This is a genomic window from Marinobacter sp. MMG032 (assembly GCF_040112695.1).
GTDB lineage: Bacteria > Pseudomonadota > Gammaproteobacteria > Pseudomonadales > Oleiphilaceae > Marinobacter > Marinobacter salsuginis.
In genome coordinates this window covers 3,469,402-3,493,993 of sequence record NZ_CP157802.1, presented here as the reverse complement: position 1 = coordinate 3,493,993, position 24,592 = coordinate 3,469,402, and the positions used below count along the sequence as shown (strand labels likewise).

General features: G+C 58.1%; 27 protein-coding genes. 15 read left to right on the top strand and 12 right to left on the bottom strand.

Annotated features, from left to right (window positions below; genetic code table 11):
* Positions 1-4 precede the first annotated feature (4 nt).
* From ABNF92_RS16100 to ABNF92_RS16080, 5 genes are all read left to right on the top strand, one after another.
* Positions 5-457 (top strand): hypothetical protein, encoded by a 453-nt coding sequence (locus ABNF92_RS16100; protein WP_349342711.1) that lies wholly within the window; start codon positions 5-7, stop codon positions 455-457.
* Positions 444-1,379, top strand: coding sequence for an alpha/beta hydrolase (locus ABNF92_RS16095; protein WP_349342710.1), 936 nt, complete (start codon positions 444-446; stop codon positions 1,377-1,379). Before ABNF92_RS16100 ends, ABNF92_RS16095 begins: the two co-directional genes overlap by 14 nt.
* On the top strand, positions 1,376-1,666 hold the full coding sequence (locus ABNF92_RS16090) for a SelT/SelW/SelH family protein (RefSeq protein ID WP_136629409.1): 291 nt from the start codon (positions 1,376-1,378) through the stop codon (positions 1,664-1,666). Before ABNF92_RS16095 ends, ABNF92_RS16090 begins: the two co-directional genes overlap by 4 nt.
* 105 nt (positions 1,667-1,771) lie before the next feature.
* The gene (locus tag ABNF92_RS16085; protein ID WP_349342709.1) at positions 1,772-2,872 is read left to right on the top strand and encodes an NADH:flavin oxidoreductase; all 1,101 of its coding nucleotides are present in this window, start codon (positions 1,772-1,774) and stop codon (positions 2,870-2,872) included.
* 105 nt (positions 2,873-2,977) lie between these two features.
* Positions 2,978-3,763: a ZIP family metal transporter gene (locus tag ABNF92_RS16080; RefSeq protein ID WP_349342708.1), complete on the top strand. Its 786-nt coding sequence runs from the start codon at positions 2,978-2,980 to the stop codon at positions 3,761-3,763.
* On the opposite strand, the gene ABNF92_RS16075 is transcribed toward ABNF92_RS16080, so the two are convergent.
* Positions 3,750-4,658, bottom strand: coding sequence for a LysR family transcriptional regulator (locus tag ABNF92_RS16075; protein WP_349342707.1), 909 nt, complete (start codon positions 4,656-4,658; stop codon positions 3,750-3,752). The two genes, ABNF92_RS16080 and ABNF92_RS16075, sit on opposite strands and share 14 nt — an antisense overlap.
* Before the next feature lie 186 nt (positions 4,659-4,844).
* On the opposite strand from ABNF92_RS16075, the gene ABNF92_RS16070 reads away from it, so the two are divergent.
* The 3 genes from ABNF92_RS16070 to ABNF92_RS16060 all read left to right on the top strand — a co-directional run bounded on the left by ABNF92_RS16070 (position 4,845) and on the right by ABNF92_RS16060 (position 8,766).
* A complete protein-coding gene (locus ABNF92_RS16070) occupies positions 4,845-6,356 on the top strand; it encodes a CoA-acylating methylmalonate-semialdehyde dehydrogenase (protein WP_349342706.1) in 1,512 nt (503 codons plus the stop codon).
* Between the two features lie 28 nt (positions 6,357-6,384).
* Positions 6,385-8,055: a GMC family oxidoreductase N-terminal domain-containing protein gene (locus ABNF92_RS16065; RefSeq protein ID WP_349342705.1), complete on the top strand. Its 1,671-nt coding sequence runs from the start codon at positions 6,385-6,387 to the stop codon at positions 8,053-8,055.
* 90 nt (positions 8,056-8,145) lie between these two features.
* Entirely contained in the window at positions 8,146-8,766 is a 621-nt protein-coding gene (locus tag ABNF92_RS16060; protein WP_069182908.1) for a LysE family translocator, read from the top strand.
* 5 nt (positions 8,767-8,771) lie between these two features.
* Here the strand turns inward: ABNF92_RS16060 and ABNF92_RS16055 are convergent, their stop codons facing one another.
* Positions 8,772-9,443: an NAD(P)H-binding protein gene (locus ABNF92_RS16055; protein ID WP_136631419.1), complete on the bottom strand. Its 672-nt coding sequence runs from the start codon at positions 9,441-9,443 to the stop codon at positions 8,772-8,774.
* A gap of 131 nt (positions 9,444-9,574) precedes the next feature.
* Here ABNF92_RS16055 and ABNF92_RS16050 point away from each other — a divergent pair, with 131 nt between their 5' ends.
* On the top strand, positions 9,575-10,177 hold the full coding sequence (locus tag ABNF92_RS16050) for a cysteine hydrolase family protein (RefSeq protein ID WP_136631420.1): 603 nt from the start codon (positions 9,575-9,577) through the stop codon (positions 10,175-10,177).
* Positions 10,178-10,218: 41 nt separating this feature from the next.
* On the opposite strand, the gene ABNF92_RS16045 is transcribed toward ABNF92_RS16050, so the two are convergent.
* Positions 10,219-11,381 (bottom strand): IS3 family transposase gene (locus ABNF92_RS16045; RefSeq protein WP_349342704.1). Its coding sequence is split into 2 segments (ribosomal slippage): positions 10,219-11,126 and positions 11,126-11,381, totalling 1,164 coding nucleotides; the frame shifts between segments, so codons are not numbered across the junction.
* A gap of 132 nt (positions 11,382-11,513) precedes the next feature.
* On the opposite strand from ABNF92_RS16045, the gene ABNF92_RS16040 reads away from it, so the two are divergent.
* Both ABNF92_RS16040 and ABNF92_RS16035 read left to right on the top strand, forming a co-directional pair.
* Complete coding sequence (locus ABNF92_RS16040) at positions 11,514-12,305, top strand: M48 family metallopeptidase (RefSeq protein ID WP_136631421.1); 792 nt, start codon at positions 11,514-11,516, stop codon at positions 12,303-12,305.
* A gap of 69 nt (positions 12,306-12,374) precedes the next feature.
* Complete coding sequence (locus tag ABNF92_RS16035; RefSeq protein ID WP_349342703.1) at positions 12,375-12,887, top strand: DUF2244 domain-containing protein; 513 nt, start codon at positions 12,375-12,377, stop codon at positions 12,885-12,887.
* Between the two features lie 23 nt (positions 12,888-12,910).
* Here ABNF92_RS16035 and ABNF92_RS16030 read toward each other — a convergent pair whose 3' ends face one another.
* Together ABNF92_RS16030 and ABNF92_RS16025 are read right to left on the bottom strand one after the other, a co-directional pair.
* On the bottom strand, positions 12,911-13,693 hold the full coding sequence (locus ABNF92_RS16030; protein WP_349342702.1) for an ABC transporter substrate-binding protein: 783 nt from the start codon (positions 13,691-13,693) through the stop codon (positions 12,911-12,913).
* Between the two features lie 222 nt (positions 13,694-13,915).
* On the bottom strand, positions 13,916-14,827 hold the full coding sequence (locus tag ABNF92_RS16025) for a YegS/Rv2252/BmrU family lipid kinase (RefSeq protein ID WP_349342701.1): 912 nt from the start codon (positions 14,825-14,827) through the stop codon (positions 13,916-13,918).
* Between the two features lie 79 nt (positions 14,828-14,906).
* Between ABNF92_RS16025 and ABNF92_RS16020 the strand changes: the two genes are divergently transcribed.
* Entirely contained in the window at positions 14,907-15,797 is an 891-nt protein-coding gene (locus ABNF92_RS16020) for a haloalkane dehalogenase (protein WP_136631424.1), read from the top strand.
* Between the two features lie 26 nt (positions 15,798-15,823).
* Here ABNF92_RS16020 and rarD read toward each other — a convergent pair whose 3' ends face one another.
* The 5 genes from rarD to ABNF92_RS15995 all read right to left on the bottom strand — a co-directional run bounded on the left by rarD (position 15,824) and on the right by ABNF92_RS15995 (position 20,957).
* Positions 15,824-16,714 (bottom strand): EamA family transporter RarD, encoded by an 891-nt coding sequence (gene rarD, locus ABNF92_RS16015; protein ID WP_136631425.1) that lies wholly within the window; start codon positions 16,712-16,714, stop codon positions 15,824-15,826.
* 26 nt (positions 16,715-16,740) lie between these two features.
* Entirely contained in the window at positions 16,741-17,628 is an 888-nt protein-coding gene (locus tag ABNF92_RS16010) for a DMT family transporter (protein ID WP_136631426.1), read from the bottom strand.
* Positions 17,629-17,730: 102 nt separating this feature from the next.
* The gene (locus ABNF92_RS16005; protein WP_349342700.1) at positions 17,731-19,926 is read right to left on the bottom strand and encodes a hypothetical protein; all 2,196 of its coding nucleotides are present in this window, start codon (positions 19,924-19,926) and stop codon (positions 17,731-17,733) included.
* Positions 19,923-20,657 carry a TVP38/TMEM64 family protein gene (locus ABNF92_RS16000; protein ID WP_349342699.1) on the bottom strand — a complete coding sequence of 245 codons (735 nt, stop codon included), beginning with the start codon at positions 20,655-20,657 and terminating at the stop codon, positions 19,923-19,925. Before ABNF92_RS16000 ends, ABNF92_RS16005 begins: the two co-directional genes overlap by 4 nt.
* A gap of 60 nt (positions 20,658-20,717) precedes the next feature.
* Complete coding sequence (locus ABNF92_RS15995) at positions 20,718-20,957, bottom strand: TIGR02647 family protein (RefSeq protein ID WP_222465091.1); 240 nt, start codon at positions 20,955-20,957, stop codon at positions 20,718-20,720.
* A gap of 53 nt (positions 20,958-21,010) precedes the next feature.
* Here ABNF92_RS15995 and ABNF92_RS15990 point away from each other — a divergent pair, with 53 nt between their 5' ends.
* Together ABNF92_RS15990 and ABNF92_RS15985 are read left to right on the top strand one after the other, a co-directional pair.
* Positions 21,011-21,709, top strand: coding sequence for a pseudouridine synthase (locus ABNF92_RS15990; protein WP_349342698.1), 699 nt, complete (start codon positions 21,011-21,013; stop codon positions 21,707-21,709).
* A gap of 75 nt (positions 21,710-21,784) precedes the next feature.
* Complete coding sequence (locus ABNF92_RS15985; RefSeq protein ID WP_349342697.1) at positions 21,785-23,134, top strand: dicarboxylate/amino acid:cation symporter; 1,350 nt, start codon at positions 21,785-21,787, stop codon at positions 23,132-23,134.
* A 35-nt stretch (positions 23,135-23,169) separates the two neighbouring features.
* Here the strand turns inward: ABNF92_RS15985 and ABNF92_RS15980 are convergent, their stop codons facing one another.
* Both ABNF92_RS15980 and ABNF92_RS15975 read right to left on the bottom strand, forming a co-directional pair.
* Positions 23,170-23,394 (bottom strand): hypothetical protein, encoded by a 225-nt coding sequence (locus tag ABNF92_RS15980; protein WP_349342696.1) that lies wholly within the window; start codon positions 23,392-23,394, stop codon positions 23,170-23,172.
* A gap of 319 nt (positions 23,395-23,713) precedes the next feature.
* Positions 23,714-24,451 carry an EAL domain-containing protein gene (locus tag ABNF92_RS15975; protein WP_349344101.1) on the bottom strand — a complete coding sequence of 246 codons (738 nt, stop codon included), beginning with the start codon at positions 24,449-24,451 and terminating at the stop codon, positions 23,714-23,716.
* Between ABNF92_RS15975 and ABNF92_RS15970 the strand changes: the two genes are divergently transcribed.
* The gene (locus tag ABNF92_RS15970) at positions 24,359-24,574 is read left to right on the top strand and encodes a hypothetical protein (RefSeq protein ID WP_349344118.1); all 216 of its coding nucleotides are present in this window, start codon (positions 24,359-24,361) and stop codon (positions 24,572-24,574) included. The genes ABNF92_RS15975 and ABNF92_RS15970 overlap by 93 nt on opposite strands.
* Positions 24,575-24,592 lie beyond the last annotated feature (18 nt).

The following is a 24,592-nucleotide window of genomic DNA, read 5'->3' as shown; positions in this document are numbered from 1 at the left end:
AATCATGAAACAGATCCCGCTCGTGGCTCTCGTGATACTGATACTCCAGGGGTGCCAGTCGCTGCCCTCCGGCCAGGACGGGATTGAGGCCGACACTGTCTTCGTCAGCGCCAGTCATTGTCTCAACGAATACCTGGATGATCTCGAGAAGGTGCATTACGGCCCCTGTCTCAAGATCATTGCTATCAATGGCGAAGAGCCGGATGTAAGAGAGGACGGCTTTGTTGAGCTACCGGTAGCCACAGCGCTGACCATCGGCGTGAGCTGTGTATATCGCCACGCCGACGGCTCGCCAATTCCGGCAACCATGGAAAATTCGGACTTCTCCGTGAGCAAAACCACATTTGCAGAACCCGGCCAGCGTTGGTATCTCCACGCCCACAAACAGGCCCGAGGCGTCGTCGGCTGTGCCCCTACCCTGTCCCGTTCGGTCTATCCAACCCATGACACGGACTAACGCCGCTGGCCAGTGGGATCGGGTTCTGACGCTCAGAGATGGCAGGATTTTGGCCTACACAGACCTTGGCGATCCTCTTGGCTACCCGATTGTCTTTGGTCACGGCATGCCGGGCAGCCGTCTCGAGGGCCGCTTTTTTCACGACAAAGCCCGGGAGCACGGGTTTCGCATCCTGAGCCCGGACCGTCCCGGTATCGGCAACTCCGATTTCCAACCCGGGCGTAAACTTCTCGATTACCCGGACGATATCGAACAGCTTGCCGATTCACTGGAGCTTGCCCATTTCTGTCATATCGGCTGGTCCAGCGGCGGTTCGCGGACCCTGGCTTGCTGTTACAGACTGGCGGGTAGAGTTGATCTCGGTGTCTGCCTTTCAGGTCTCACACATTTTGCAGAATACCCGGGCTCCGGCGGACTGCTTCAGGCCACAAGATGGCCAGGCCCGCAGCTGGTCCGGCTCAGCCCCAGACTGACCCGACTGGCTGTCACCTTGATGGTCTGGCTGTCCAGGCGTCACCCGGGGCTGTATCTCAAAGGTGCCGAGGAAATGGCCAGCAGACGCGATCGCAGGCTCTTGCAGGCGTTAATTAACGAGGGAGAATTCCGGAGAGATCAGCTCATGTGTCTTAACAGTGGCGGACGAGCCATTACCACCGATTTGCTGACAGAGCTTGGAAACTGGGGATTCAGCCTTCGTGATGTCCGAACCCCGGTACTCATCTACCAGGGCGAAGAGGATCCATTCGTACCCATGGACTATGCTCTCCATCTCACCAAAAACCTACCTGCCGGGGAACTGATCACAATGCCCGGGCTCGGGCATCTTTACCCTCTATCCAGGGAATTTCAGGATCAGCTTTTTCAACGTCTCACGCTGCAATTGGGCAGCGAGAAGAGAAAGGAGTTACACGCATCATCATGACCAACAAAATTGATATCCATTACTGCACGGGTTGTCGCTGGCTTTTGCGTTCGGCCTGGATGGCACAGGAGCTGCTGACAACCTTCGAAAGTGAAATCAGTGAGCTCAGCCTGCATCCCGGCACTGGCGGGGTTTTCGAGGTATGGGTCAATGACAAGCGCATCTGGTCTCGCAAGGAGGACGGTGGCTTCCCGGAAATTACCCGACTCAAACAGCTGGTTCGGGATCAGATTGCGCCGGACCGCTCGCTTGGGCATTCGGACAATAAATCCGCCTCCTCAGAATAATCGTTCAAAAATATTGACAGGCTGCGTCGATATTCTTCGCTTTAAGAGTCCGAGGCGCGGCCCGATAGTAGGTGCCCATCAATTCACTTATATGTGAGGGTATCTATGAGCGACGTGATGCAATCCATAAAGTTCAACACCATTGAGGTACCTAACCGATTCGCCCTGGCACCGATGACGCGGACCAGCGCAGAGCCAGACGGCACTCCGAATGCCCTGATGGCCGATCACTACGAAGGCTATGCAAAAGGCGGCTTCGGACTGGTGATCACTGAAGGCACCTACACCGACGACAAGGCAAGTCAGGGCTATGCCAACCAACCCGGCATCATAAACCAGGAACAGATCGATGGCTGGAAAGCCATTGTCGATCGGGTTCACGCCGCAGGCAGCAAAATCCTTGTTCAGCTTATGCACGCCGGCGCGCAGTTCCAGGCAAACCGTTTCACCGAACAGCCCCAGGGCCCCAGTGAAGTCACACCCAAAGGCGCACCGCTTGGGTTTTACGGTGACCAGACTGAATGGCAAACCCCTGCGGCCATGACCAAGGCCGACATTCAGGCGGCTGTTGATGGTTTCGCACAATCCGCCGCCAATGCGAAGGCCGCCGGGTTTGACGGTATTGAGATTCACGGTGCCAATGGCTACCTGTTGAATCAGTTCCTGAGCACGTATTTCAATCGCCGCGAGGATGAGTACGGCGGAGCACTGGAAAACCGGCTTCGCCTGGTGGTGGAAGTCGTCCGCGCAGTAAGAGAGGCTGTTGGCGAGAAATTTACCGTCGGCATTCGACTGTCCCAGGGCACCGTAACCGACCCCGACTACCAGTTGCCCGAAGGTGCAGCAGGGTTCCGCCAAATTGTGGAGGCCGTGCGTGATGCCGGTGCCGACTTCGTTCACACCACCGACGGTGACGTGAACCGGAAGCACTTTGTGGAAGGAGATGAAAGTCTGGCTAGCGTGGCGGCCAGCGTTGAAGGCATCAACCTGATCCTCAATGGCAGCATTGATGAAACCAATTGCCAGGACGTTGCCAACCAGTTCCCCCACACCCTGCTTGCGGTCGGCAAGAAAGCGCTCGCAAACCCCGACTTCGTGCAGCGACTCAAAGACGGCAAAGAGATAGCAGACATCGATTTCGCGATGCTGCAACCGAAGGCCACGATTACCAACGAACTGGCCTGGCGCAAGCAAAACGCCGCCTGATCGTCTCTCCCTCCCTATCGATGTTGCAGGAGGAACCCAGCTGGGTTCCTCCTGCGTAGCTACTTCGAACTGCTATGCTGACATCACAAGCGAAAGGGAGACTGAATGACCTCTGACATCAGTATTGTCTGGCTGGGAACCATGGCCAGTCTGTTGGCTGGCCTCGCCAGCGGCGTCGGCGCTCTGGGCGTGTTCCTTGTTCGCACCCTGACCCATAAACTGCAGGACGGAATGCTCGCGTCGGCCGCGGGTGTCATGCTCGCAGCTTCATTTTTTTCATTGTTGTTGCCAGGACTGGAGTATGGGGAGCAGATTACCGGCGAAACCTGGACTTCCGCCCTGATCGTCATTTTCGGTCTGCTATCTGGAGCTGCCGCGCTCTATTTCGTTCACCAGAGACTCCCACACCAGCACTTCGAGCTGGGCCGGGAGGGACCGGACGCCTCCTATATTCGCGGCATCTGGCTTTTCATTGTCGCCATCACCCTTCACAACTTTCCCGAGGGTATGGCCGTGGGTGTCGGTTTTGCTGGCGGCGACGTCAATAACGGGTACGTGCTGGCCACCGGCATCGGGCTTCAGAACATCCCGGAAGGGCTGGCCGTGGCATTTTCCCTGCTTGCCATCGACTATTCCCGTACCAAGGCATTCGCCATCGCCCTCATGACCGGCCTTGCCGAACCCCTGGGTGGCCTGTTCGGCGCTACCCTGGTGTGGCTGGCCGAGCCCCTGATGCCCTGGACCTTGGGCTTCGCAGCGGGCGCCATGCTGTTCATCATCAGCAATGAGATCGTCCCGGAAACTCACCATCGCCAGTGGAAGATCATGTCCACCTTCTGCCTGATGGTCGGTTTCGCGGTGATGATGTTCCTGGATGCTACGCTGGGCTAACAGCCCAGACGCCCGCAAGGGCTTCCAGCGCCTCGGCTATCAGCGGCTCGTCCTGCCGGTCCCGGTGCCATATAAAACTGAGTGCGCAAGGCAACTGTACCCCATCGACAATTTCCAGACCGGTTTCCTGGCGCTCAGCCATGGCCAGCGCATCCCTGGCGAGGCTGAGGCCCACTCCGGCCCGAACCAGGTCCAGCATGCAGGCCTCCTGATCGACCTGAGCCACGCCACGGGGCATTAAGCCCATGGGATCCAGAGTGCCTTTGAGTAGCCGGTGATGAACGGAGTCCTCGGGCGTCACAATCCAGGGCATGGTGGCCAGATCAGACCATTGCACAGACCGAATTCTCGGCCCCCAGCCCGCGGGGGCAACAACATAATAGTTGAACCGGGTCAGCTCACGATGAGTCACATCGGGTGCCAGTGACCCCGGCCCAACACCCGGCGGAGCCAGAAAAAAGCCGACGTCGAGCCGGGCATCCCGTACCTGCTCCAATACGCTGCCGCTCATGCCCTGCCTTAGTTCGGTCTCCAGTTGAGGCGCCCGTTCGACCAACCGGCGCAGAAACGCACCGAGACGGATGAATTCTGGATCCACAATGGTACCGATGCGCAATCGCCCTCGCAGCGTGCTGTGCATTGCCCGGGCGCTCTGCTCAAAGGCGGCCACGGCTGCCAGCGCTTTCTCTGCCGGCGGGAGCAGAGCCTGGCCATCCGGTGTCAGGACCAGCCCCTGGGGTTTGCGTAGAAACAGTTTCAGCCCTAACTCATCCTGCAATTGCTTAAGCTTCAGGCTAACGGCGGGCTGGGTCAGGTGAAGGCGAATTGCTGCACGGGAAACGCTACCCTCCCGCGCCACGGTAACGAATGCCCGAAGGCTCTGAAGGGGATGCATAGAAGACCTCGCTTACAGGACACGATATAAGATTAACTTATATTGTGCTTTTAAAAATCTCAATTGCTTTACCCAATAGCCACCCCTAACCTATATGGTCAGATATTAATCAACGCTCATTTTAGCCCGCAGAATCAAACATTCTGTCCCTTTTTAGAGGCTGAGCACGAACAGACAGAGGCATCCATGACCGAAGCAACCATCCAGCATTATATTAATGGCCAAATATCTCCCGGCACATCCAGCCACTCCCAGGAGGTATTCAACCCGGCTACCGGCCAGGTAACCGGACGGGTGGCCCTGGCCAACCGCGAGGATGTGAACGCTGCTGTTGTTGCTGCCGATGCAGCCTTCCCCGCGTGGGCCGACACCCCGCCCATCCGCCGGGCACGGGTCATGTTCAAGTTTCTGGAGCTGTTGAACACGCACAAGGATGATCTGGCCCGCGCCATCACCGCGGAACACGGCAAGGTGTTCACAGACGCCCAGGGCGAAGTGGCCCGGGGCATCGACATTGTCGAGTTTGCCTGTGGTATTCCCCAGCTTCTGAAGGGCGATTACACCGAGCAGGTCAGCACCGGAATCGACAACTGGACCACCCGCCAGCCCCTGGGCGTGGTCGCCGGCGTAACCCCCTTCAACTTCCCGGCCATGGTGCCCATGTGGATGTTTCCGGTAGCGATCGCCGCAGGGAACACCTTCGTTTTGAAGCCCAGCCCGCTGGACCCAAGCGCGTCCCTGATGATTGCCGACCTGCTGAAACAGGCTGGCCTGCCCGATGGCGTATTCAATGTGGTCCAGGGTGACAAAGAGGCGGTGAACGCCCTCATTGAACATCCCGATGTTCAGGCCCTGAGTTTTGTCGGCTCTACACCCATTGCCAACCTGCTCTACGAGAAAGGCGCAAAACACGGCAAGCGCATTCAGGCCCTTGGCGGCGCCAAGAACCACATGGTCGTCATGCCGGATGCGGATCTGGACAAAGCGGTTGATGCCCTGATTGGTGCCGCGTACGGCAGTGCCGGCGAACGCTGCATGGCCATCAGTGTGGCCGTGCTTGTTGGCGATGTTGCCGACAAGATTATGCCCCGGCTTGCCGAAAGAGCCCGCGCCCTGAAAGTGAAAAACGGCGAACAGCTTGATGCCGAGATGGGCCCGATTGTGACTGCCGCCGCACACCAGCGTATTACCGGCTACATTGACAAAGGTGTGGCCGAAGGCGCTGAACTGGTGGTTGATGGCCGTGAGTTCGATGCATCGAACACTGGCGAGGGCTGTGCCGATGGCTTCTGGATGGGCGGTTCACTGTTTGATCATGTCACGCCCGAGATGACGATTTACAAAGAAGAAATCTTTGGCCCGGTTCTGGCCTGTGTCCGGGTACCGGATATCGCCACCGCCATCCGCCTGATCAATGATCATGAATTTGGTAACGGCGTAAGCTGCTTTACCGAGAGCGGCAGCGTCGCTCGGGAATTTGGCCGCAGGATCCAGGTCGGCATGGTCGGAATTAACGTTCCCATCCCGGTACCCATGGCATGGCATGGCTTTGGTGGCTGGAAGCGCTCCATGTTCGGCGATACCCACGCCTACGGCGAAGAGGGCGTAAAGTTCTACACGCGCCAGAAATCCATCATGCAGCGCTGGTCTGATTCCATTGATGCCGGCGCCGAATTTGTGATGCCAACAGCCAAATAACGACTGACGCAGCTGCGGAGAGAGCGCCATGCCCGACAACAATAATGCAACGGGACAGCAGGAATTCGACTATATCGTGGTAGGCGCCGGCTCAGCCGGCTGCCTGCTTGCCAATCGCCTGAGCGCGAACCCGGAGAACCGGGTATTGCTCATTGAGGCAGGCGGGCGGGATAACTACCACTGGATTCACATCCCGGTCGGCTATCTGTACTGCATCGACAACCCACGCACGGATTGGCGCTTCCGCACCGAGCCGGACCCCGGCCTGAATGGCCGCTCCCTGATCTACCCGCGGGGCAAGACGCTCGGGGGGTGTTCCAGTATCAACGGGATGCTTTACATTCGCGGCCAGGCCCGAGATTACAACCAATGGGCCGAGATAACCGGCGAGGACGCCTGGAACTGGGATAACTGCCTTCCCGATTTCATGCGCCACGAGGACCATTATCGTCTTGATGATGGCGGCGATGCTGACCCTGAGCATTACAAGTACCACGGCCACGGCGGCGAATGGCGTGTGGAGCACCAGCGCCTGAAGTGGAAAGTGCTGGAGGACTTCGCTACCGCCTGCGTTGAGGCTGGCATACCGCGTACGCGGGATTTCAACCGCGGCGACAACGAGGGCGTGGACTACTTCGAAGTAAACCAGCGCTCCGGCTGGCGCTGGAACACATCCAAAGCATTCCTCAGGGACGCCGAAAAGCGCCCCAACCTGACCCTGTGGCACTCAACCCAGGTGCTGGGCCTGGAAACAGAGAACTCCGGCTCAGGGCCCCGCTGTGTCGGCGTCCGGGTCGAGCGCTCCGGCGGCGATGACGTCATCGCCCGGGCAAAACGAGAAGTCATCCTGTCCGCGGGCGCCATTGGCTCACCTCAGCTGCTCCAGCTTTCCGGCATTGGCCCTGCCGACCTTCTGAACGAGCACGGAATTGATGTGGTTACCGACCTTCCTGGCGTTGGGGAGAACCTCCAGGATCACTTGCAGATCCGGTCCGTGTACAAGGTAAAAGGCGCCACAACCCTGAACACCATGGCCAACTCCCTGATCGGAAAGGCCCGTATCGGCCTGGAGTATCTCCTCACCCGTTCCGGCCCCATGAGCATGGCGCCGTCACAACTGTGCCTGTTCACCCGCAGCTCCGAGGAGTACAAGCACGCCAACATCGAATACCACGTTCAGCCCCTGAGCCTGGACGCATTCGGCCAACCACTTCACAATTTCCCGGCCATCACCGCCAGCGTTTGCAACCTGAACCCCACCAGCCGGGGCACTGTGCGCATCCGCAGTAACGATCCAAAGCAGGCGCCGGCCATCTCGCCTAATTACCTGAGTACGCCGGAAGACCGCAAAGTGGCTGCCGACTCTCTGAGGGTGACGCGACGTATTGCCGAACAACCGGCCTTCCAGCAGTACCAGCCCGAGGAATTCAAACCAGGCATTGAGTACCAGACCGACGACGAACTGGCCAAGCTCGCCGGAGATATTGGCACTACGATCTTTCACCCGGTGGGAACAACCCGCATGGGGCGGGCCGATGATGACCAGGCAGTAGTCGACCCGCACCTTCGGGTCCGGGGCGTGGCCGGACTGCGCGTGGTGGATGCCGGGGTCATGCCCACCATCACCAGCGGCAACACTAACTCCCCAACCCTGATGATTGCCGAAAAGGCCGCCCGCTGGATTCTGGCCGGTGAGTGAGTATTGAACTGGTTGCAGTTTCCAGGTTTTTGACGGTGATCAGGCTGCTAGACTTGGCAGCCTGTTTCATTTGCAAAGGACTGACTCATCATGACGCTTGCCACCTGGTTGGCCGTTGTCACCATCTGCGTTCTGGGCGCCATGTCACCGGGCCCGTCATTGGCCCTGGTTCTCAAACAGACGCTTACCGGCGGTCGACGCAACGGCGTCATTACCGCCCTTTCCCACGGCATCGGTGTCGGCATCTATGCCTTCCTTAGCATTCTCGGGCTGGCCGCCATAATCACCGCCTCGCCAACGGCGTTTTCAATCCTGCAGTGGGGCGGCGCCCTGTATCTCGCCTGGCTGGGAATGAAAGGGCTGATGGCAAAACGGCAGCCGGATGACGAACTGCCCGAGCCGCCTACCACCAAGAGTGCCGCCCGCGACGGCTTTCTGATTGCCTTCTTCAACCCGAAAATCGCCGTCTTCTTTCTGGCGCTTTTCAGCCAGGTCGTGGGCACCGACACCAGCCTGATGGCCAAGTTCGGCTACGCCGCAACCGCCCTTGTCATTGATACCAGCTGGTACCTGATTGTTGCCTGGCTTTTCTCCAACCCGAAATGGCTTACCCTGCTCAGGCAGAAGGCCGTGTGGTTCGAGCGTATCTTTGGCGCCATTCTGCTTGGCCTGGCCGGCCGCCTGGTCCTCGGTATTCTGAACGGCAAATAACCGGCTCAACCGGCCAGCTGGACAATCTCATCGTACTCGCGAGTCTGGACCACCTGCTCGGCGGCCGGTTCTGAGGCCAGGCTGCAGGCCTCATTGACCATGGCATCAGCCACCGTTTGCGCCTCAATGCCCCTGTACTTATCCAGGGGACCAATCAACAGGCGGTTGACCAGCGGCATCGCTTTTATCCCCAAAGCCTCGGCGGTCCGCTGTTCCTTCCGGTCGCCCAGCAACAGACTGGGGTGATAAATGGACAGGTAGGGATAGTCGAGATCTCTCAGGGCGTCTTCAAGCTCGCCCTTCACCCGGTTATAGAAAATGGTCGACGAGGATGAGGCGCCGATGGCGGACATCAGGATAAACGCCCTCACACCCTGGGAGCGGCCCAGCTCCCCCGCTTTCAGAGGGTACCCCAGATCCACCTTGCGGAACTGGTCCTGCGAGCCGGCTTTTTTGATGGTGGTGCCCAGGCAGCAGATAATCACATCGACATCGAAGAGTTCGGAGTGATCCTCCAGGCGATCAAAATCGACTTCATGCTGTGCCAGTTTGTCATGCAGCGTAGGCAGCTTGTGCCGCACCAGTGCCACCACCTGTGACACCTCGTCCCTGCCCAGCAAACCCTGCAGCACCTTGCCACCGGTCAAACCGGTAGCACCCAGCAACATCACCCGCATATCAGCCCTTCCCCAGATTCATCTGAACCTATCCTACCAAAGACCCATCGAAACGGGTTTATTGTCGTATGTAACACCTGAACGCCCCATGTTGCACTTATTCCTTGCAGACCAACAACAGGAGAACAACCATGACAACAGCCTCCACTACCTTACGGGACCTTAAAGGCCTCGGCCACACTCCCTCGAGCCTTTCCGAATCCGCCCTGATCATGATCGACTGCCAGAACACCTATCGCGAAGGCATCATGAAACTTGAAGGGGTCGAGAACGCTCTGGAAGAAGGGAAAAAGTTGCTGGAACGAGCCCGGGCACTGGGCATCCCGATCTTTCACATCCGGCACGATGCCGGCCCCGGCTCTCCCTATGACATCAATGATCACATCGGGGCCATAGCCGATGTTGTCGCGCCCATCGAGGGCGAGCCGGTGATAACCAAAAACTTCCCGAACTCGTTTGTGCAGACGGACCTTGATGAGCAACTCAAAGCCAAAGGCGTGAAAAACATCATCCTTGCGGGGTTCATGACCCACATGTGCGTCAACTCGACCGCTCACGGCGGCTTCAATCTGGGATACACGCCGACCGTCGTCGCCAGCGCCACCGCCACCCGTCCTTTGCAGGCTGCCAACGGCAAGGTACTGTCCGCCCAGGAGGTGCACGATGGCGCCCTGGCGTCCACGCGGGATCTTTACGCGGCGGTGGTCGACAGTGTCTCCGATGTGCCCGATTAAAGACGCTGTATTGGCCTACCGGTTAGTGCGAAGTGTAGTGGTCAACTAATCCCGGACAGTATTTTAAGGTTTTCCTCTGCTGCAACGGGAGAGATGCCACCGTTGAACGTATGAGGTCTTTGCCGGTTGTAGTAGTCCATCAGATAGCCACCCACATCTTTTTTGGCCTCGGGCAGGTTCGGATACCCCGGGGCCGGTATCCATTCAGATTTCAGGCTCCGGAACAGCCTCTCCATCGGGGCATTGTCCCAACAGTTGCCACGTCGGCTCATGCTTTGTGTCATTCGATAACGCCAGAGCCTCTGGCGGAACTTACGGCTGGCATACTGACTTCCCTGATCCGAGTGGAACATGACCTTCTCTGGCTGACCACGCTGTTCCCACGCGTGGTCCAGAGCTTTGACCACCAAATCGGCATCGGGGCTGGATGACATCGCCCAACCAACAACGCGGCGGGCATACAGATCCAGCACGACAGCCAGATAGCTCCACCGCTGGCCGCTCCAGACATAGGTGATGTCACCACACCACGCCTGATTGGGCCGGTCTACCGTAAACTCACGAGCCAGATGGTTCGGGATATCCGGCCGCTCAACGGTCGACTGCTTGTAGGCGTGAGGACCCGGCTGCTTACAGATCAGCCCCAGCTCACTCATCAATCGTCGAACCTTGAAGCGACCAATGACAACGCCGTCGTCGTTGAGCATGCCTTTGATTGTCCGGCTGCCAGCAGAACTGCGGCTCTTGGTAAACAGGCGGTTCACCTGAGCCTTCAGGGCCAGACGCTCAACATCCACGTGCTTCCGCCGTTGGCGATACTCGTAATAGCTGGAACGGCTGATATCGAACGCATTGCAGACCATTTCAACAGGCACTTGCTCACTCAACTGGTCTATCAGCGCGTACGATTCATGTCGTCCGACATCAAGAGAGCGGTAGCCTTTTTTAGTATGTCTTTCTCCTGCTCAAGGCGCTTGCAGCGGGCTTCCAATTCCTGAATCCGACGCTGCTCCGGGGTTAAAGCCTTACCCTTTGGGGTGACACCGTCACGCTCCTCGGTCAGTTGGTTAACCCAGCGCCGGATAGCGCTTTCACCAATTCCCAGGGACACGCTCGCCTGGGGAATCGTGTAACCTTGATCCAGCACCAGGCTGGCTGCTTCCTGTTTGAACTCAGGAGAAAAAGAACGTCGCTTTCTGGTCATCAGACACCTCGTTTATGGTGGCGATCTTACCACCTACGTTGGTGTCCGGAATCATTGAACCACTACAAAGAGACGAAAATAACGCTACTGTTGCTGACAGTACAATCTCCAGCAACAGTATCGGAGCGCTGCTTGAAATCGCTTTTGCTTATCCTCGTAACTGTCACATTCCTGACCGGCTGCCAGGAATCTCCCACCGGTCGGAACCGGCTGGCCCTGGTTCCCGACGCCGTTCTGGCGGACATGGGCCAGGACAGCTTCGAGCAGATGAAGCAGCAGAACCCGGTAATCACAAGACCAGATGTCAACCGCCTTGTACAATGCATTACAGAGGCCCTGGTCAGTGCGGCCCAGACAGAATATCCCGGGGCACCGATGCCCCAATCCTGGGAGGTGGCCGTCTTTGAGGACCACACACCTAACGCCTTCGCCCTGCCCGGAGGCAAGATCGGCGTGCATTCAGGCCTTCTGGAGATCGCGGAGAATCAGGCGCAACTGGCCACGGTCGTTGGCCACGAAATTGCCCACGTTCTTGCCGATCATGGCAATGAACGGCTGACCCAGGAACTGGGTCTTCAAGCCGGCATGTTGCTGATCGGCCTGTTCACCGAGAGCGAAATTGCTGAGGACCAGATTCAGCAGGCCCTCGGCATCGGTGCCCAACTGGGCATCACTCTGCCGTTCAGCCGTGCCCATGAGGAAGAGGCGGATCTGATGGGTCTGGAAATCATGGCCCGAGCCGGCTTCGAACCGGACCAGAGTGTTCGCCTCTGGCAGAATATGGCGCGGGCTTCGGGCGCACAACCGCTGGAATTTCTCTCCACCCACCCGAATCACGATACCCGCATTGCCTCGCTGCAGAGTCAGCTGGCGGCTGCCCGCTCGGTTTTCGAGACCGTTCCGCCAGCCAACTGCCAGATCTGATCAGGTCGCGCTCACCGTATAATTGACTATCATCAAGTCAAGCGGCGCGTTAATACTGAGGCAGATTCCATGGTGGAACGCTTGCCACATCCGGACGGCTTCCGGCTAATTCTTACCCCCAACCGCTCCCTGAGCTGGCATGGCAATGTCAAAATCTGGGCCGCCCTGTTTGTCCTTTCAGCCCTCATAGCCACGGGGTTCACGCTCATTGGCGCCTGGGTAATCATCCCGTTTGCCGGGCTGGAACTTGTTGCGCTTGCCTGCGGCATCTACCTCACATCCCGGGCGTGCCAGCGGCAGGAGGTTCTCTCCATTAGCCGTGACGACATTCATCTGGAGAAGGGCAGAAAACGCAAGCAGGCAGAATGGACGCTCCCAACCCGCTATGCACGGCTTCGGATCCAATCACCGCCGCATCCGTTCACGCCGGCCAAACTGTCACTTACCCATCGGGATACAGAGGTTTCAATTGGCGGCTTCCTGAATATTGAGGACACTGAAAAGCTCATTGGCCTGCTCGAACAGAAAGGCCTGATGATCGAACGTAAAGAGCCCGATCCGCAGATCGGGCTCTGGTTCTGACATTTCCGCGCAACGCTGGATGCTTACTCGTAGCTCGACGCAATGCGGGCGATCTCTCCTGCTTCACGGGCCTGATCCAGAGCCCGTTGAAGATCTTCGATCACCGCCGGATCAGTTTTGTTGCTGAATGCCAGATACATGGGCGTTTCCCGGAACACCAGCACGGGCTTCAGCCCGGTAATCCCGTGCTCCTCTTCCGCCACAAGGGGACCAACCAGACCATCGGTTACCCAGAGATCCGCCTGGCCCAGGGTCAGACGACGGGTATTCACGTCCCCGGAAATACCCATGATTACGTTGAAACCCTGATCGGCCAGGTACTCGGACATCACATCGCCCTTGTAGCCTGCGATCCTCAGGTCTTTGGCATCTTCCAGGGAGTCCAGTGTGATGTCGGAATCCGGTGCCGCAAAGAGGGTCCACTTAATGGATGCCAGGGGCCCAACCCATTGAAACTGGTCTTCCCGCTCATCGGTGCGTGCGGTGCAAAAAAGCCCATGATTTTCCCTGTCCTGAACCCAGTTGTAGGCGTAACTCCAGTCCCGCATCTTCATGACATAGTCGTAGTCGACCCGGGAAAGCATGGCTTTCACCATATCCGTGCAAATGCCGGTAATGTCCTCTTCGTTATGGGCAAAGCCTTTTCCGGTTTCAGAGGCGTTATAGGGAGGGTAGTTTTCGGTAAAGATATACAGACGCTCGGCGGCAAGAAGCGGTTGACCGATGGCAGACAGCGTTAGGGCGATGATGCCGGTTTTAATGCCTTTGATTACCTTCGAGGAGAGCGATGCAGTTTCTGTGGGCATTCTCTAGTCCTTTTCGACGATTCAGCTGGAACGGGAGTCAGGCGGCCGCAACGGTAGGCCAGAAATCAGAAATATGGTTGCAAAAGCGACACTCTGGCATTTAATGTCAGCCATCATGGTTGATTATGCCAGCAAAGCCCATGATTGCGCTTCCTGCGGGAAAAGTCAGTGACAAAACGTATCTGAAAGCCCGCCACCTTTTATCAACCCTACTGCAACCCTTCATGCGGTGCCGGGCATACCTAATCTGTCTTCAGTGTTGGCGGCGGTGCTAACGACCTTCGACCCGATCACACGCAGGCTGCCCTGCTTACACACTACGTTGAGAGGGGTCCGGGAGACCACATCACCATCGGCCGTCACCGTTTTCGGTTTGCCGGTATGTACCAGACAGCGCTGGCTTTTGATATGGACCAGGGTGCTGGTGCGTTGCGGAGCCTGCCTGTTCAGGCGGACCATCAGAAAGGTCAACAGAAGCTGAAGAATTGGTCGTGGCCGGATGGCGATGATATCCAACTGACCATCGCTGGCCGACGCCTCGGGAATCTCGTTGCCGCCCCCGAAAAAAGCGCCGCTGGCCACGGCGATGGAAAGCCACCGTCCCTTGACCACACCCCGGTCGCATCGGATGGTTGCCCGGAAACCTCGCTTTGCGTTCAACCGACGCAGCAATTCCACACCGTAGCTGAAACGCCCGAGGACTTTTTTCTCAGCACCATGGGACTCCCTCGCAGGCAAGGTTCCCATGCCGATATGGGCAACATTCAGGAAGATGCCATCGCCATAGTCTGCAACGTCGACCGTTTGCGTGGTGCCGCTGGCAATCAGCTCGCACAGGGCTTGCGGCTGGTCAGGGAGGCCGAGATTCCGCGCAAAGTCGTTGGCCGTTCCAGAGGGCAGAATGGCCAGCGTGGCGCCTGTCGCCCGGCAGACAGCAGCCGCACGGTTTACGGAGCCATCACCCCCTGCAACGATAACGGTATCCCGGGCGCCCAGATTGTCGGTCCAGTCAGCCTCTTCAAAGTCATGGCAGTGAAGATCCCGGATACCCGCAGATGCCAGGCGGTCCAGCCAGAAGTCCCGGCCTCGCGCACCATCACCCGCCTTGGAATTGCAAATCAGCCAATAAGCCATGGCGCTTGTCTCTGCTCCCCTGCTCCAGCACAATCCTTGCGACCATTCCCTCACAATAATGAACAACAAGGCAAGCGCGATGGATTTTGTCAGAACCCCGGAGAAACGCTTTGAAAGACTGCTGGACTATCCCTTTGAGCCCCACTACCTGGAGGTAGGCGGTCTGCGAATGCACTACGTGGATGAAGGTCCCTCAGAGGCAAGCCCGATTCTGATGATGCACGGGGAACCTTCCTGGTCCTACCTCTACCGTCACATGATTCCGATCTGCGCGGCGGCCGGACACCGGGTTATCGCACCGGACCTGATCGGTTTCGGCAAATCCGACAAACCCACGGCGATCAACGACTACTCCTACCAGCAACACATGGACTGGATGCAGTCGTTTTTGGATCAACTGGACCTGAACAATATCACTCTGGTCTGCCAGGATTGGGGGTCTCTGTTAGGGCTGCGGCTGGCCGCGGAAAATCCCGACCGGTTTCGGGCCATCGTGGTCGGCAACGGCATGCTGCCCACCGGCGACCAGAAAGCGCCGCCAGCGTTCAAAATATGGAAGAACTTCGCCCTGCACAGCCCGTGGTTCCCCATCGCACGGATCATAAACACCGGCTCCTTCCGCAAGCTGGGCCCCGATGAAATGCGCGCCTATGATGCGCCCTTTCCGGGCAAGAAATACAAAGCCGGCGCCCGGGCCTTTCCCCGACTGGTACCGATGCACCCCAACGACCCCGCCAGCGAGGCCAACCGCAACGCCTGGAAGGTGCTTGAGCGCTGGGAAAAGCCCTTCCTGACCACCTTCAGCAACGGCGATCCGATAACCCGGGGCGGCGATGCGTATATGCAGAAGCGGATCCCGGGCGCAAAGGACCAACCCCACGTGACCCTCAAAGGCGGCCATTTTCTCCAGGAGGATTCACCCGTGGCCTTCGCCCGGGCGATCAACGGTCTGCTCGCTACCCTGTCCTGACAAATGCAGGCCTGACGGTGGCGATGTCAGTCCTGGCCAACCGGCACCCGCGGCCGGTAATGCCAGGACGACCAGCTGTACAGGCCCAGTGCGATCCAGATCACCACGAAACTGATCAACTGAACGTCACTCAGTGGCTCGCCGAAAACCAGCAGGGCAATGAAGAACTGCAGGGTCGGGTTTATGTACATCAGAAAACCGACGGTCGCCAGCCGCAGACGTCGGGCAGCACCGGCAAACAGCAACAACGGGATGGCAGTCACAATACCGCTGGCCATCAACAGCGCGCCTATATAAGCGCTATCTCCGAAGTGGGACATACCCTCCCTGGCAAGCCAGCCAAAGGTCAGCAGGCCAACCGGCAGCAGCAACATGGTTTCGACAAACAATCCGGATAATCCATCCAGCATCACCTGCTTTCGAACCAGGCCATAGGTGCCAAAACTGATCGCCAGAGCTAGGGAAATCCAGGGCAGCTCACCGAGGATCACCAACTGGATCAGAATTCCGACGCCGGCAAGCAAAACGGCCGCCATCTGCCATGGCCCCATACGCTCACGAAGCACCAGCATCCCGAGCGCCACATTCACCAGCGGCGTCAGGAAATAACCCAGACTGGCCTGGAGAACATGGCGGGTTTCCACGGAATAAATGTAGATGCCCCAGTTGGCGGCAATGAGCACGGCACAGGCAAGCACCCGCCAGAGCTGGGTGGGATTCGCCAATGCGGCTTTAACCGCCGGCCAGCGACGCAGGCCACTGATAACCACGGCCAGAAAAACGCAGGACCAGATGATCCGGTGAATCAGAATCTCGAAGGCAGGCACGCCCTCGAACAGGGCAAAAAACAGAGGAAAGCAGCCCCAGATGGTGTAGGCGCCCAGTCCATACCAGACGCCTTTGGTCACTTCCGTCATGTGTCAATCACCCCTGGGAACATTGGCTAAGCCGGTTTTTTCTGGGTGACAACCAATGCCACGCCAACGATGGCGATCAGGCCGCCCGTCATGGCGAGCCCGCCCAGACGCTCATCGAACAACAGATAGGCCTCAAGCGCGGTAACCGGTGGCACCAGATAGAAAAGGCTGGCGACCTGGGAAGCTGCGCCCTGGCGGATCAGCCACATCAACAGAAGAACGGCACCGGTGGACAAACCGATGACAAGCCAGGCCATGGAAAGCTGCAGCTGCAGGCTCCACTCGACTTCCCGGGTTTCGAGGGCAAAGGCTCCAATGGCAAACAGGACGGCCGCTGCCGCAAACTGGATCAGGGTGCCCGCCACCAGATCCGCATTGGTACCATACCGCTTCTGATAGACGGTCCCCATGGATATACCGGCAAGTGCAAAAACGGCCCAAAGCAGACTCCAGGGGGAATACAACGAGTCTGAACCGTTGACGCCAAATTTTTCCAACAGCACAAGCGCAACACCGACCAGCCCCAGGGTCAGGCCGACCCACTGCCGGACACTCACGGACTCCTTGAGAATCACGACGGCAGCCGCCGCCGTCACCAGCGGTTGCAAACCAACGATCAACGATACAATCCCGGACGCCATACCATCCTGGATCGCGTAATAGACCCCGCCGAGGTAGCAGCCATGCACCAGCATCCCGGTGACCGCAAGATGCCCGGCTCCCCGCCAGCCCGGCCAACGGGTTTTCATAACCCAAGCCAGCGCCCCGAGTACCACCAGCGTCAGCAACATGCGGATCAGCAGAAGCGTAAACGGCTCCGCAAACGGCAGGCCGTATTTGGCGCCGATAAAACCGGTACTCCACAACCAGACAAACAGTGCGGGCACGAAAAACGAGAAGAACAGTGAGCGCATGAACCTCAACCGGATTCAATGTATTTATAAGCCTTCTACTTTATAAGTTAGCAGGCAAACAAAACAGATACAGAAATCCGGTTTCGCGACCAGTACAGTTTGTCAGTCTTCCGCGTCCGGCAGCCTTACCTCGATGTCAGGTTCCGAGTCATGCCAGCGGCCTTCCCAGGACACATCGGGCGAGGCACCGGGCCTTGGCGTAATGGTGATGGATATGGTTCCGAAACTGGTTGGTGCGGGACCAAACCGGATTGGCTTTTCCTGAGCCAGCCAGCGCGGAGGAATACCGGCCCCGAGAATGAGGCGATCACCTTCCTCCCGGACAAAGCAGTTACGCACCATCAACACCCACTCTGCGGACGCCCAGACATGATGGCCATCGCCCATGCAGCCGCCGCCGGTCGCAGGGTGGATCGCTTCCGGCCACTGTCCCGTTGGTGAAGCCAGCCCGGCCACCGCATCCACCAACTCCAGGAACCGCGGATCACCCGCGCGCAGCAGCACCTGCGCCACGTGCAGGGTCAGGTAGGCGTTCAGGCCCGAATGAATCATGTCCTGATAGAAGGCGCCTTTCACAAAGCATTTTTCGAGCAGAAACTCGACGCAGTCGAGCAATCTGCGATCATCCGGTTCACACAATTGCGTGGGATATCCCATCGCCAGAGAGCCGATGGCGCCGGCATCCAGACGGCGATAGGGCGAAGCTGGCATTCCCGGTCGCTTCAGTCGCTGCTCGCAGGTTGCCAGGCTGCGGTCAACGGTCTGGCTGAACTCACGGGCACCGGCACCGAAATGCTCACTGGTTTCCCGGTCAACCGGGGCAAGCATTGCTTCCGCCGCCTTGAGGCCGGCAATGCCCCAGAAATCGTCCCAGTAGTAATAATCATTGGGCCCCAGGTGCTCGGCACTGAATCCGGCGGGCAGCAGACCGGCATGGGGCTCATCAATAGTGTCGCTGAGACGTTTGTTCTCGATCCAGCGGGCGCCCTTGCGCACGGGCTCCTGCCATTCATGGTGCAGCGGCCGACCGGTCAGTTCATGGAACCGTCTGAGAATCCAGAGCACCTCACCGTTGGCGTCCCACTCCCCTTCCTGAGAGCGGAAATAGCCGCTTTTGAGTTGTCGTGCCGGAAACTGGTAAAGCGCTCGCTCGGCCCGGTCGGTCAGACCTGCGCATAGCAAGGCATGGATGATGAAGGCGGCATCGCGAAACCAGAACCGTTTGTAGGTGTAGGGCCCGGGGTAAACATCTTCGGGAGAATGAAGCACCAGTGAGTGAAGAGCCGCCTGGTAGAGAAACTGCCAGTTCTCGTCCGGACACTCCAGCCGGGCGTACTCCCCAATGGCGCTTTCCCAGCCATCCGAGCGGATGGTCGGCGCCGACTCATCCTTCAGCGGAATCCTTACCGTCAGTTCCGACTCTTCGCCGGCCTGAAGCGCGAACAGAGCCGCGGCTGTCACCATTCCGACATCGCATTCGCCCCGGCTCTGGTCTTCCTTATCCTGCAGGTGAATGCGAACATCGCCCCGGCGATAGTCTGACACGTGATGGCTTTCCGCGGGTCGACTGAAAAAGACCGCCTGCCGGCCATCCACGCTCCATGCATCACGTTGCTCTGACAGGCCAACCCGATTGATGAAACTGATCCCCTCGGGGTTGGCCGGACGCAGCGAAAGCGCCAGTGACCCGGATGTCTCCGACCGCGCCTTCAGGACCATCTCACACACCGGCCGGCCCTTTTCCACCACCACCCGGGAACGACTGGTCAGGCTCAGACCGTTCAATTCGGATTCGGTCACGATACAGGGGCCATCCTCGAATTCCTGGCGCTGCCGGGCCGTGTTGCTTCGAGAAGGTAAAAGACATCGGCCGTCGTCCGCCAGGACCCAGGCATCCAGTGACCAGCCGTCGTGGAACGGCGTCAGCAATCCACGGGGATCCACAACCGGCAATTCATCCACATCCGGCTGGCCGATCGCCGTCCAGTTGCGGTTACTGAGATTGATATGGGTGATCGAAAATGCGCGGGGAATGAAGGACTGATCCATAGGGTCAAACTGGCGCTCTACCCAGTAGGGCCAGACCCAGTCCAGGTTGTGCTGGATAACACGGCTGTTGATCAGCCCCCGAGCGTGGAACACCACGCCTGCTCGAAGCAGCTCGATGGGCTCACCGACTTCCGATGGCTGGGCAAAACTGTGCAGCTTACCGAGCAGCGCTATCGGATCCAGAAAACCATGACGATGGGCCACACGCTTAACCACATAACGCCAGGGCAGCCACTTCATCCAGCTCATTCGTTTGCCTCCTGTTCCTTTGGTTCGGTTTCAACTTTGTAACGGGCCAGGGCCCGGCGCGCGAGACGATTGAGAAACACCACGGCCAATACCGTGCCTACGAAACCGGCACTGTAAATAGCCCACTCCAGGGGCGTACGGCCGGTTTCCCGCACCCCCAGCGTAGAAAGGTCGGCGGCAAGCGAACCCAGGTACACGTTGTGCAAGGAAAAGGGAATCACGCCCAGAAAGGTGCCGGCAACAAATCCGCCGAACGAGAAGTTGGTAAGACCGAACAGAAAATTGGACAGCTTGCCCGGAAAGAAGGGAATCAGACGGGTGAGCAGCACTATTTTCCATCCATGGGGCACCATTTCATTGCTCACCACAGACAACCGGGCGCGACTATGAATATAGACCCGGGCATGCTCGCCCAGAAAATGCCGGGCAATCAGGAAGGCGATGGCCGAGCCCAGGGTGGTGCCCACCACCACATACGCGGTGCCTTCCAGCACACCGAACACGAAACCTGCACCGGTGGTCAGCAGCACACCCGGCAATAGCAGCACCATGGCAAGCACCATGATGCCAATAAACAGGAAAGCTGCCCACGCGCCCTGGGTATCGAACCAGCGCAACAGGTCAAACACCTGCTGATGAACCCCGAACGCATAGAGCAGACCGACGATCAGTCCGACACCGGCTATGCTGCCGCCCATCCACAGGAAGGGCGATTTCTTCCAGTTCCTCATGCCCACACCCTACCCTGTGAAGACGCCCGGGCTCAAAGTGCGGGCAGGCTCATCTCCGGTTCAGCCGCTGCTGAGAATCGACTGAAGCTTCTGCGTCAGGTCTACTGCCTCTGCGCCCAGTGGGGTGAGATAACCGCCGTCTTTCTGGCTGATCAGCCCCTTGGCGTGCAGGCTTTCGGCCGCCCTCACCGTCTCCGGGGCCGCCGAATGAGCATGTACCTTGAGGCCTTCCTGGGTGGAAGTAGAGGGAAACTGACCCAGCAAATTGAGTTCGGCAAGATGATCAACAGAGAATGGCATGGAATTTCCTCGTATTATTGTCGGGGTTACCTTCAGCATAGCCGATTCACACCATGAAGCTTTCGAGAATTCTGAGCAACCAGAATGGCGTCAGTCGTCGTCAGGCCAGGCTCCTGATCGCATCGGGTCGGGTTGCCGTGAATGACGTTGCCTGCGGGGATCCTGCTGCCGAAGTGGACCGCTTTTCCAGTGTGAAGGTCGACGGCGAAATCGTTCAGAAGGCGGAACCCGGCCATTACCTCATGCTGCACAAGCCGGCGGGCTTCCTGAGCGCCACCCTCGATCACACGCACACAACCGTGATGGAACTGATAGCGCCGGAACTGCGCGAAGATTTACACATTGCCGGACGGCTAGACCGGGCCAGTACCGGGCTGTTGATTCTCACCAATGATGGCCGCTGGTCTCGCCAACTTACCGAACCGCGCATCAAGATCCCGAAAGTCTATCGGGTCCGCACCGCGTATCCGATTTCTCCGTACACGCCTCAACGATTCGCGGAAGGGATCTGGTTCGAGTATGAGCAACTCACCACCTCACCCGCTCAACTAGACCTGTTGGGCCCCTGCGAAGCCAGGGTGACCATCTACGAAGGCCGTTACCACCAGGTAAAGCGGATGTTTCATGCCGCCGGTAACCGCGTAACTGCGCTGCATCGGGAGCGAATGGGGAAGATCCGGTTGGACGATTCCCTGGCACCCGGCCAATACCGCCCTCTTACTCCTGAAGAAATCGACTTGATGCAGGTTTGATCTGTCTCACGAGACTTTCGCACGCATCGACTATCCTTGTATGGCGTTCCAGAGAAACAGGGATGGTTCAGAGTAATGCCAATCCAGACGAACGATTTTTATCCACGGCCACTTCGTCACCTCAGCAGCTACCTCTCGGGGCTGGTGCAGGGAAAGCTCTGGCTGAAGGTTTTGATCGGCATGTTCCTGGGTTTGATCACGGGAACGCTCCTCGGCCCCTCCGTGGGACTGGTGGAACCGGACACCGGCACCTTGATTGGCAACTGGCTGGCTTTCCCCGGGCAATTGTTCCTCGCCACGATCCAGATGATTGTCATTCCCCTGGTGATTGCCTCGGTAGTTCGCGGGCTCGCCGCCAGCGAGGACCTGGAACAGTTGCGCAAGCTCGGCCTGAGGGTAACCGGTTTCTTCGTAGTCACCACGGCCATGGCGGCATCGATAGGTCTCTGGATCGGCGACCTGATCAACCCGGGGAGGATGATGACGGGCCTTGGCACCCCGGCGGCAACACCCCAGGACAGTGCGCCGGTTGCCAGCATGCCCGGTGTCGACGAGCTGCCCAAGACCCTGATCGGCCTGTTACCGGGCAACCCCCTGGACGCGATGGTTGAGGGCCAGATGCTCCAGGTGGTGATCTTCTCCATCATTGTCGGCATCGCCCTGGTAAGCATGGCTCCGGAAAAATCCAGGCCCATGCTGGACCTGCTCGACTCCCTCCAGCAAATCTGCATGACCGTTGTCCGCTGGGCGATGCGCCTGGCTCCGATTGCTGTGTTCGGCCTCATGGCCCAACTGACAACCACGCTCGGATTCCGCGCAATGCTGGGCATGGCTTCTTATGTCGCAACCGTTATTGTGGGTTTGCTGGTGTTGTTGGGCGTTTACATGCTGATCCTGAAGCTCCTCGCCGGCCAATCCCCCGTTCGCTTTCTGAAAGACACCCGGGATGTGCTTTTGCTGGCCTTTTCCACATCCAGCTCGGCGGCCGTCATGCCCCTGTCCATCAGAACGGCCGAAGACAAACTGGGGGTGCGGCCCTCAGTTTCCCAGTTCGTGATTCCACTGGGTGCGACCATCAACATGAATGGCACCGCACTCTATCAGTCCGTGGCTACGATTTTTCTGGCACAGGTCTATGGTATTGATCTGAGTATGGGAAGCATGGCGCTTGTGGTTGCCATGGCCGTGGGCGCCTCAATCGGCTCCCCGGCCACGCCTGGGGTAGGCATTGTGATCCTTGCGATGGTACTCCAGACCGTAGGCATTCCGCCCAGCGGCATTGCGCTGATCATGGGCGTGGACCGGATTCTGGATATGTGCCGGACCGCGATCAACGTGACGGGAGACCTGGTGACCTGCCGGCTAATGGAAAATTTGGCGGGAAAGAGACTTCCGCCCGAACCAGTTCCCGAGGAAACTTCATGACCGGACGGAAGTAAAATAATCGGCGCACTACTGGATCAGATACTTTCAGAGCGCTTTCCGGCGTCCTCATCCAGCTCCTTTTCGGTGCTGTTCCATTGCTCTGAGAGCGCTTCATAGGCCTCGGAGAAACCCTTGCGAGCCCGCTCCCAGGCGGATGCAGAACTCTCTTTCAGTTCCTCGTACCAGTTTTGCACACGCGCCCTCTGCTCACGCAGAGACTCCAGACTCTTCTGGGACCGTTCCCGAGCGGTGTCGCTCATATCGTCCCAGTTTTCGGAAAGTTGTTGTTCCAGTTCCTGGATACGTTTGTCCAGGGCAGACAGTGTTCTATTGATCGAGTCCTCGGCCTGCTCCTTCTGGTCAGAACCGTCTCGTGGAGCGCCTCGCCCAACTCCCGGGTTTCCTCTTTAAGCGATTCCACCGAGGAATCATCGGACAATTTTTCGGCCAGAACAGCCCCTGAAAACATTGTAAAAAAAGCGATCGCAAACGCGTAAGTCCGGTTCAACATCGTTCAGCCCTCCTGAAATATCTCTGGACTGTAGCAGCGAGGTCAGGCTGGATGCACCTTAACTAAACCTAATACTGGGACTCACTGTTGATCTGAAGCTCAACATCCTCCGCTGTCATTGGACGACCGAAAAGGTAACCCTGCATTTTCGAACACCCAAGTTTTTGGAGCACCTGATTTTGCTCCTCTGTCTCCACGCCTTCGGCGATGATGTCGCTTACAAGTTCCCTACCTGTTGCGATGATTGCTCGTACCAACACATCCCTCGAATCATTGCCAGAGAGGGATTTGGTAAACAGGCGATCAATTTTCAGGGTGTCGAAAACAAAGTGCTGCAAATAGGCAAGATTGGAATAGCCTGTTCCGAAATCATCCAGAGCCAGCTTTACGCCAGATTGCCGGATTTCTTCAAGGATAGCCCGATTTTGCTCCACATTGTCGATCAGCATGCTCTCGGTAACTTCCAGTTCGATCATCGCGGCCGGCACTTTGTTCCTTCTCAGAATCTGTTGGATTCTTGCGGGAAATGCCCCTGTTTGCATTTGCGTTGCACTGATATTGACCGAAACCCGCAAAGGTGTGCCTGCCTCCATCCAGCGCCGGGCCTGACGGACGGCGCTGACAAGGACCCAGTCGCCCAGCTCTGGCATCAGTCCGGTTTTCTCCGCAACAGGGACAAATCGGTCAGGCGGGACCTGCCCCAGTTCTGGCGAATGCCAACGGAGCAGCGCCTCGACTCCGAATACTTTACCAGTCTCAAGGCAAACCTGCGGCTGATAAGCAAGCTGGAATTCCTGCCGGTCCAGCGCTCCTACAAGCGCCGATTGCAAAACAGCCAGGTTGCTCTGATGCGCTCGCAGCTGTTCGGAGTAAAAGGCATATGCTCTGCACTTCGCATGACGAACCGCCAGCTCGGCGTTCCTCAGTAACTCATCTCCATGGATCGC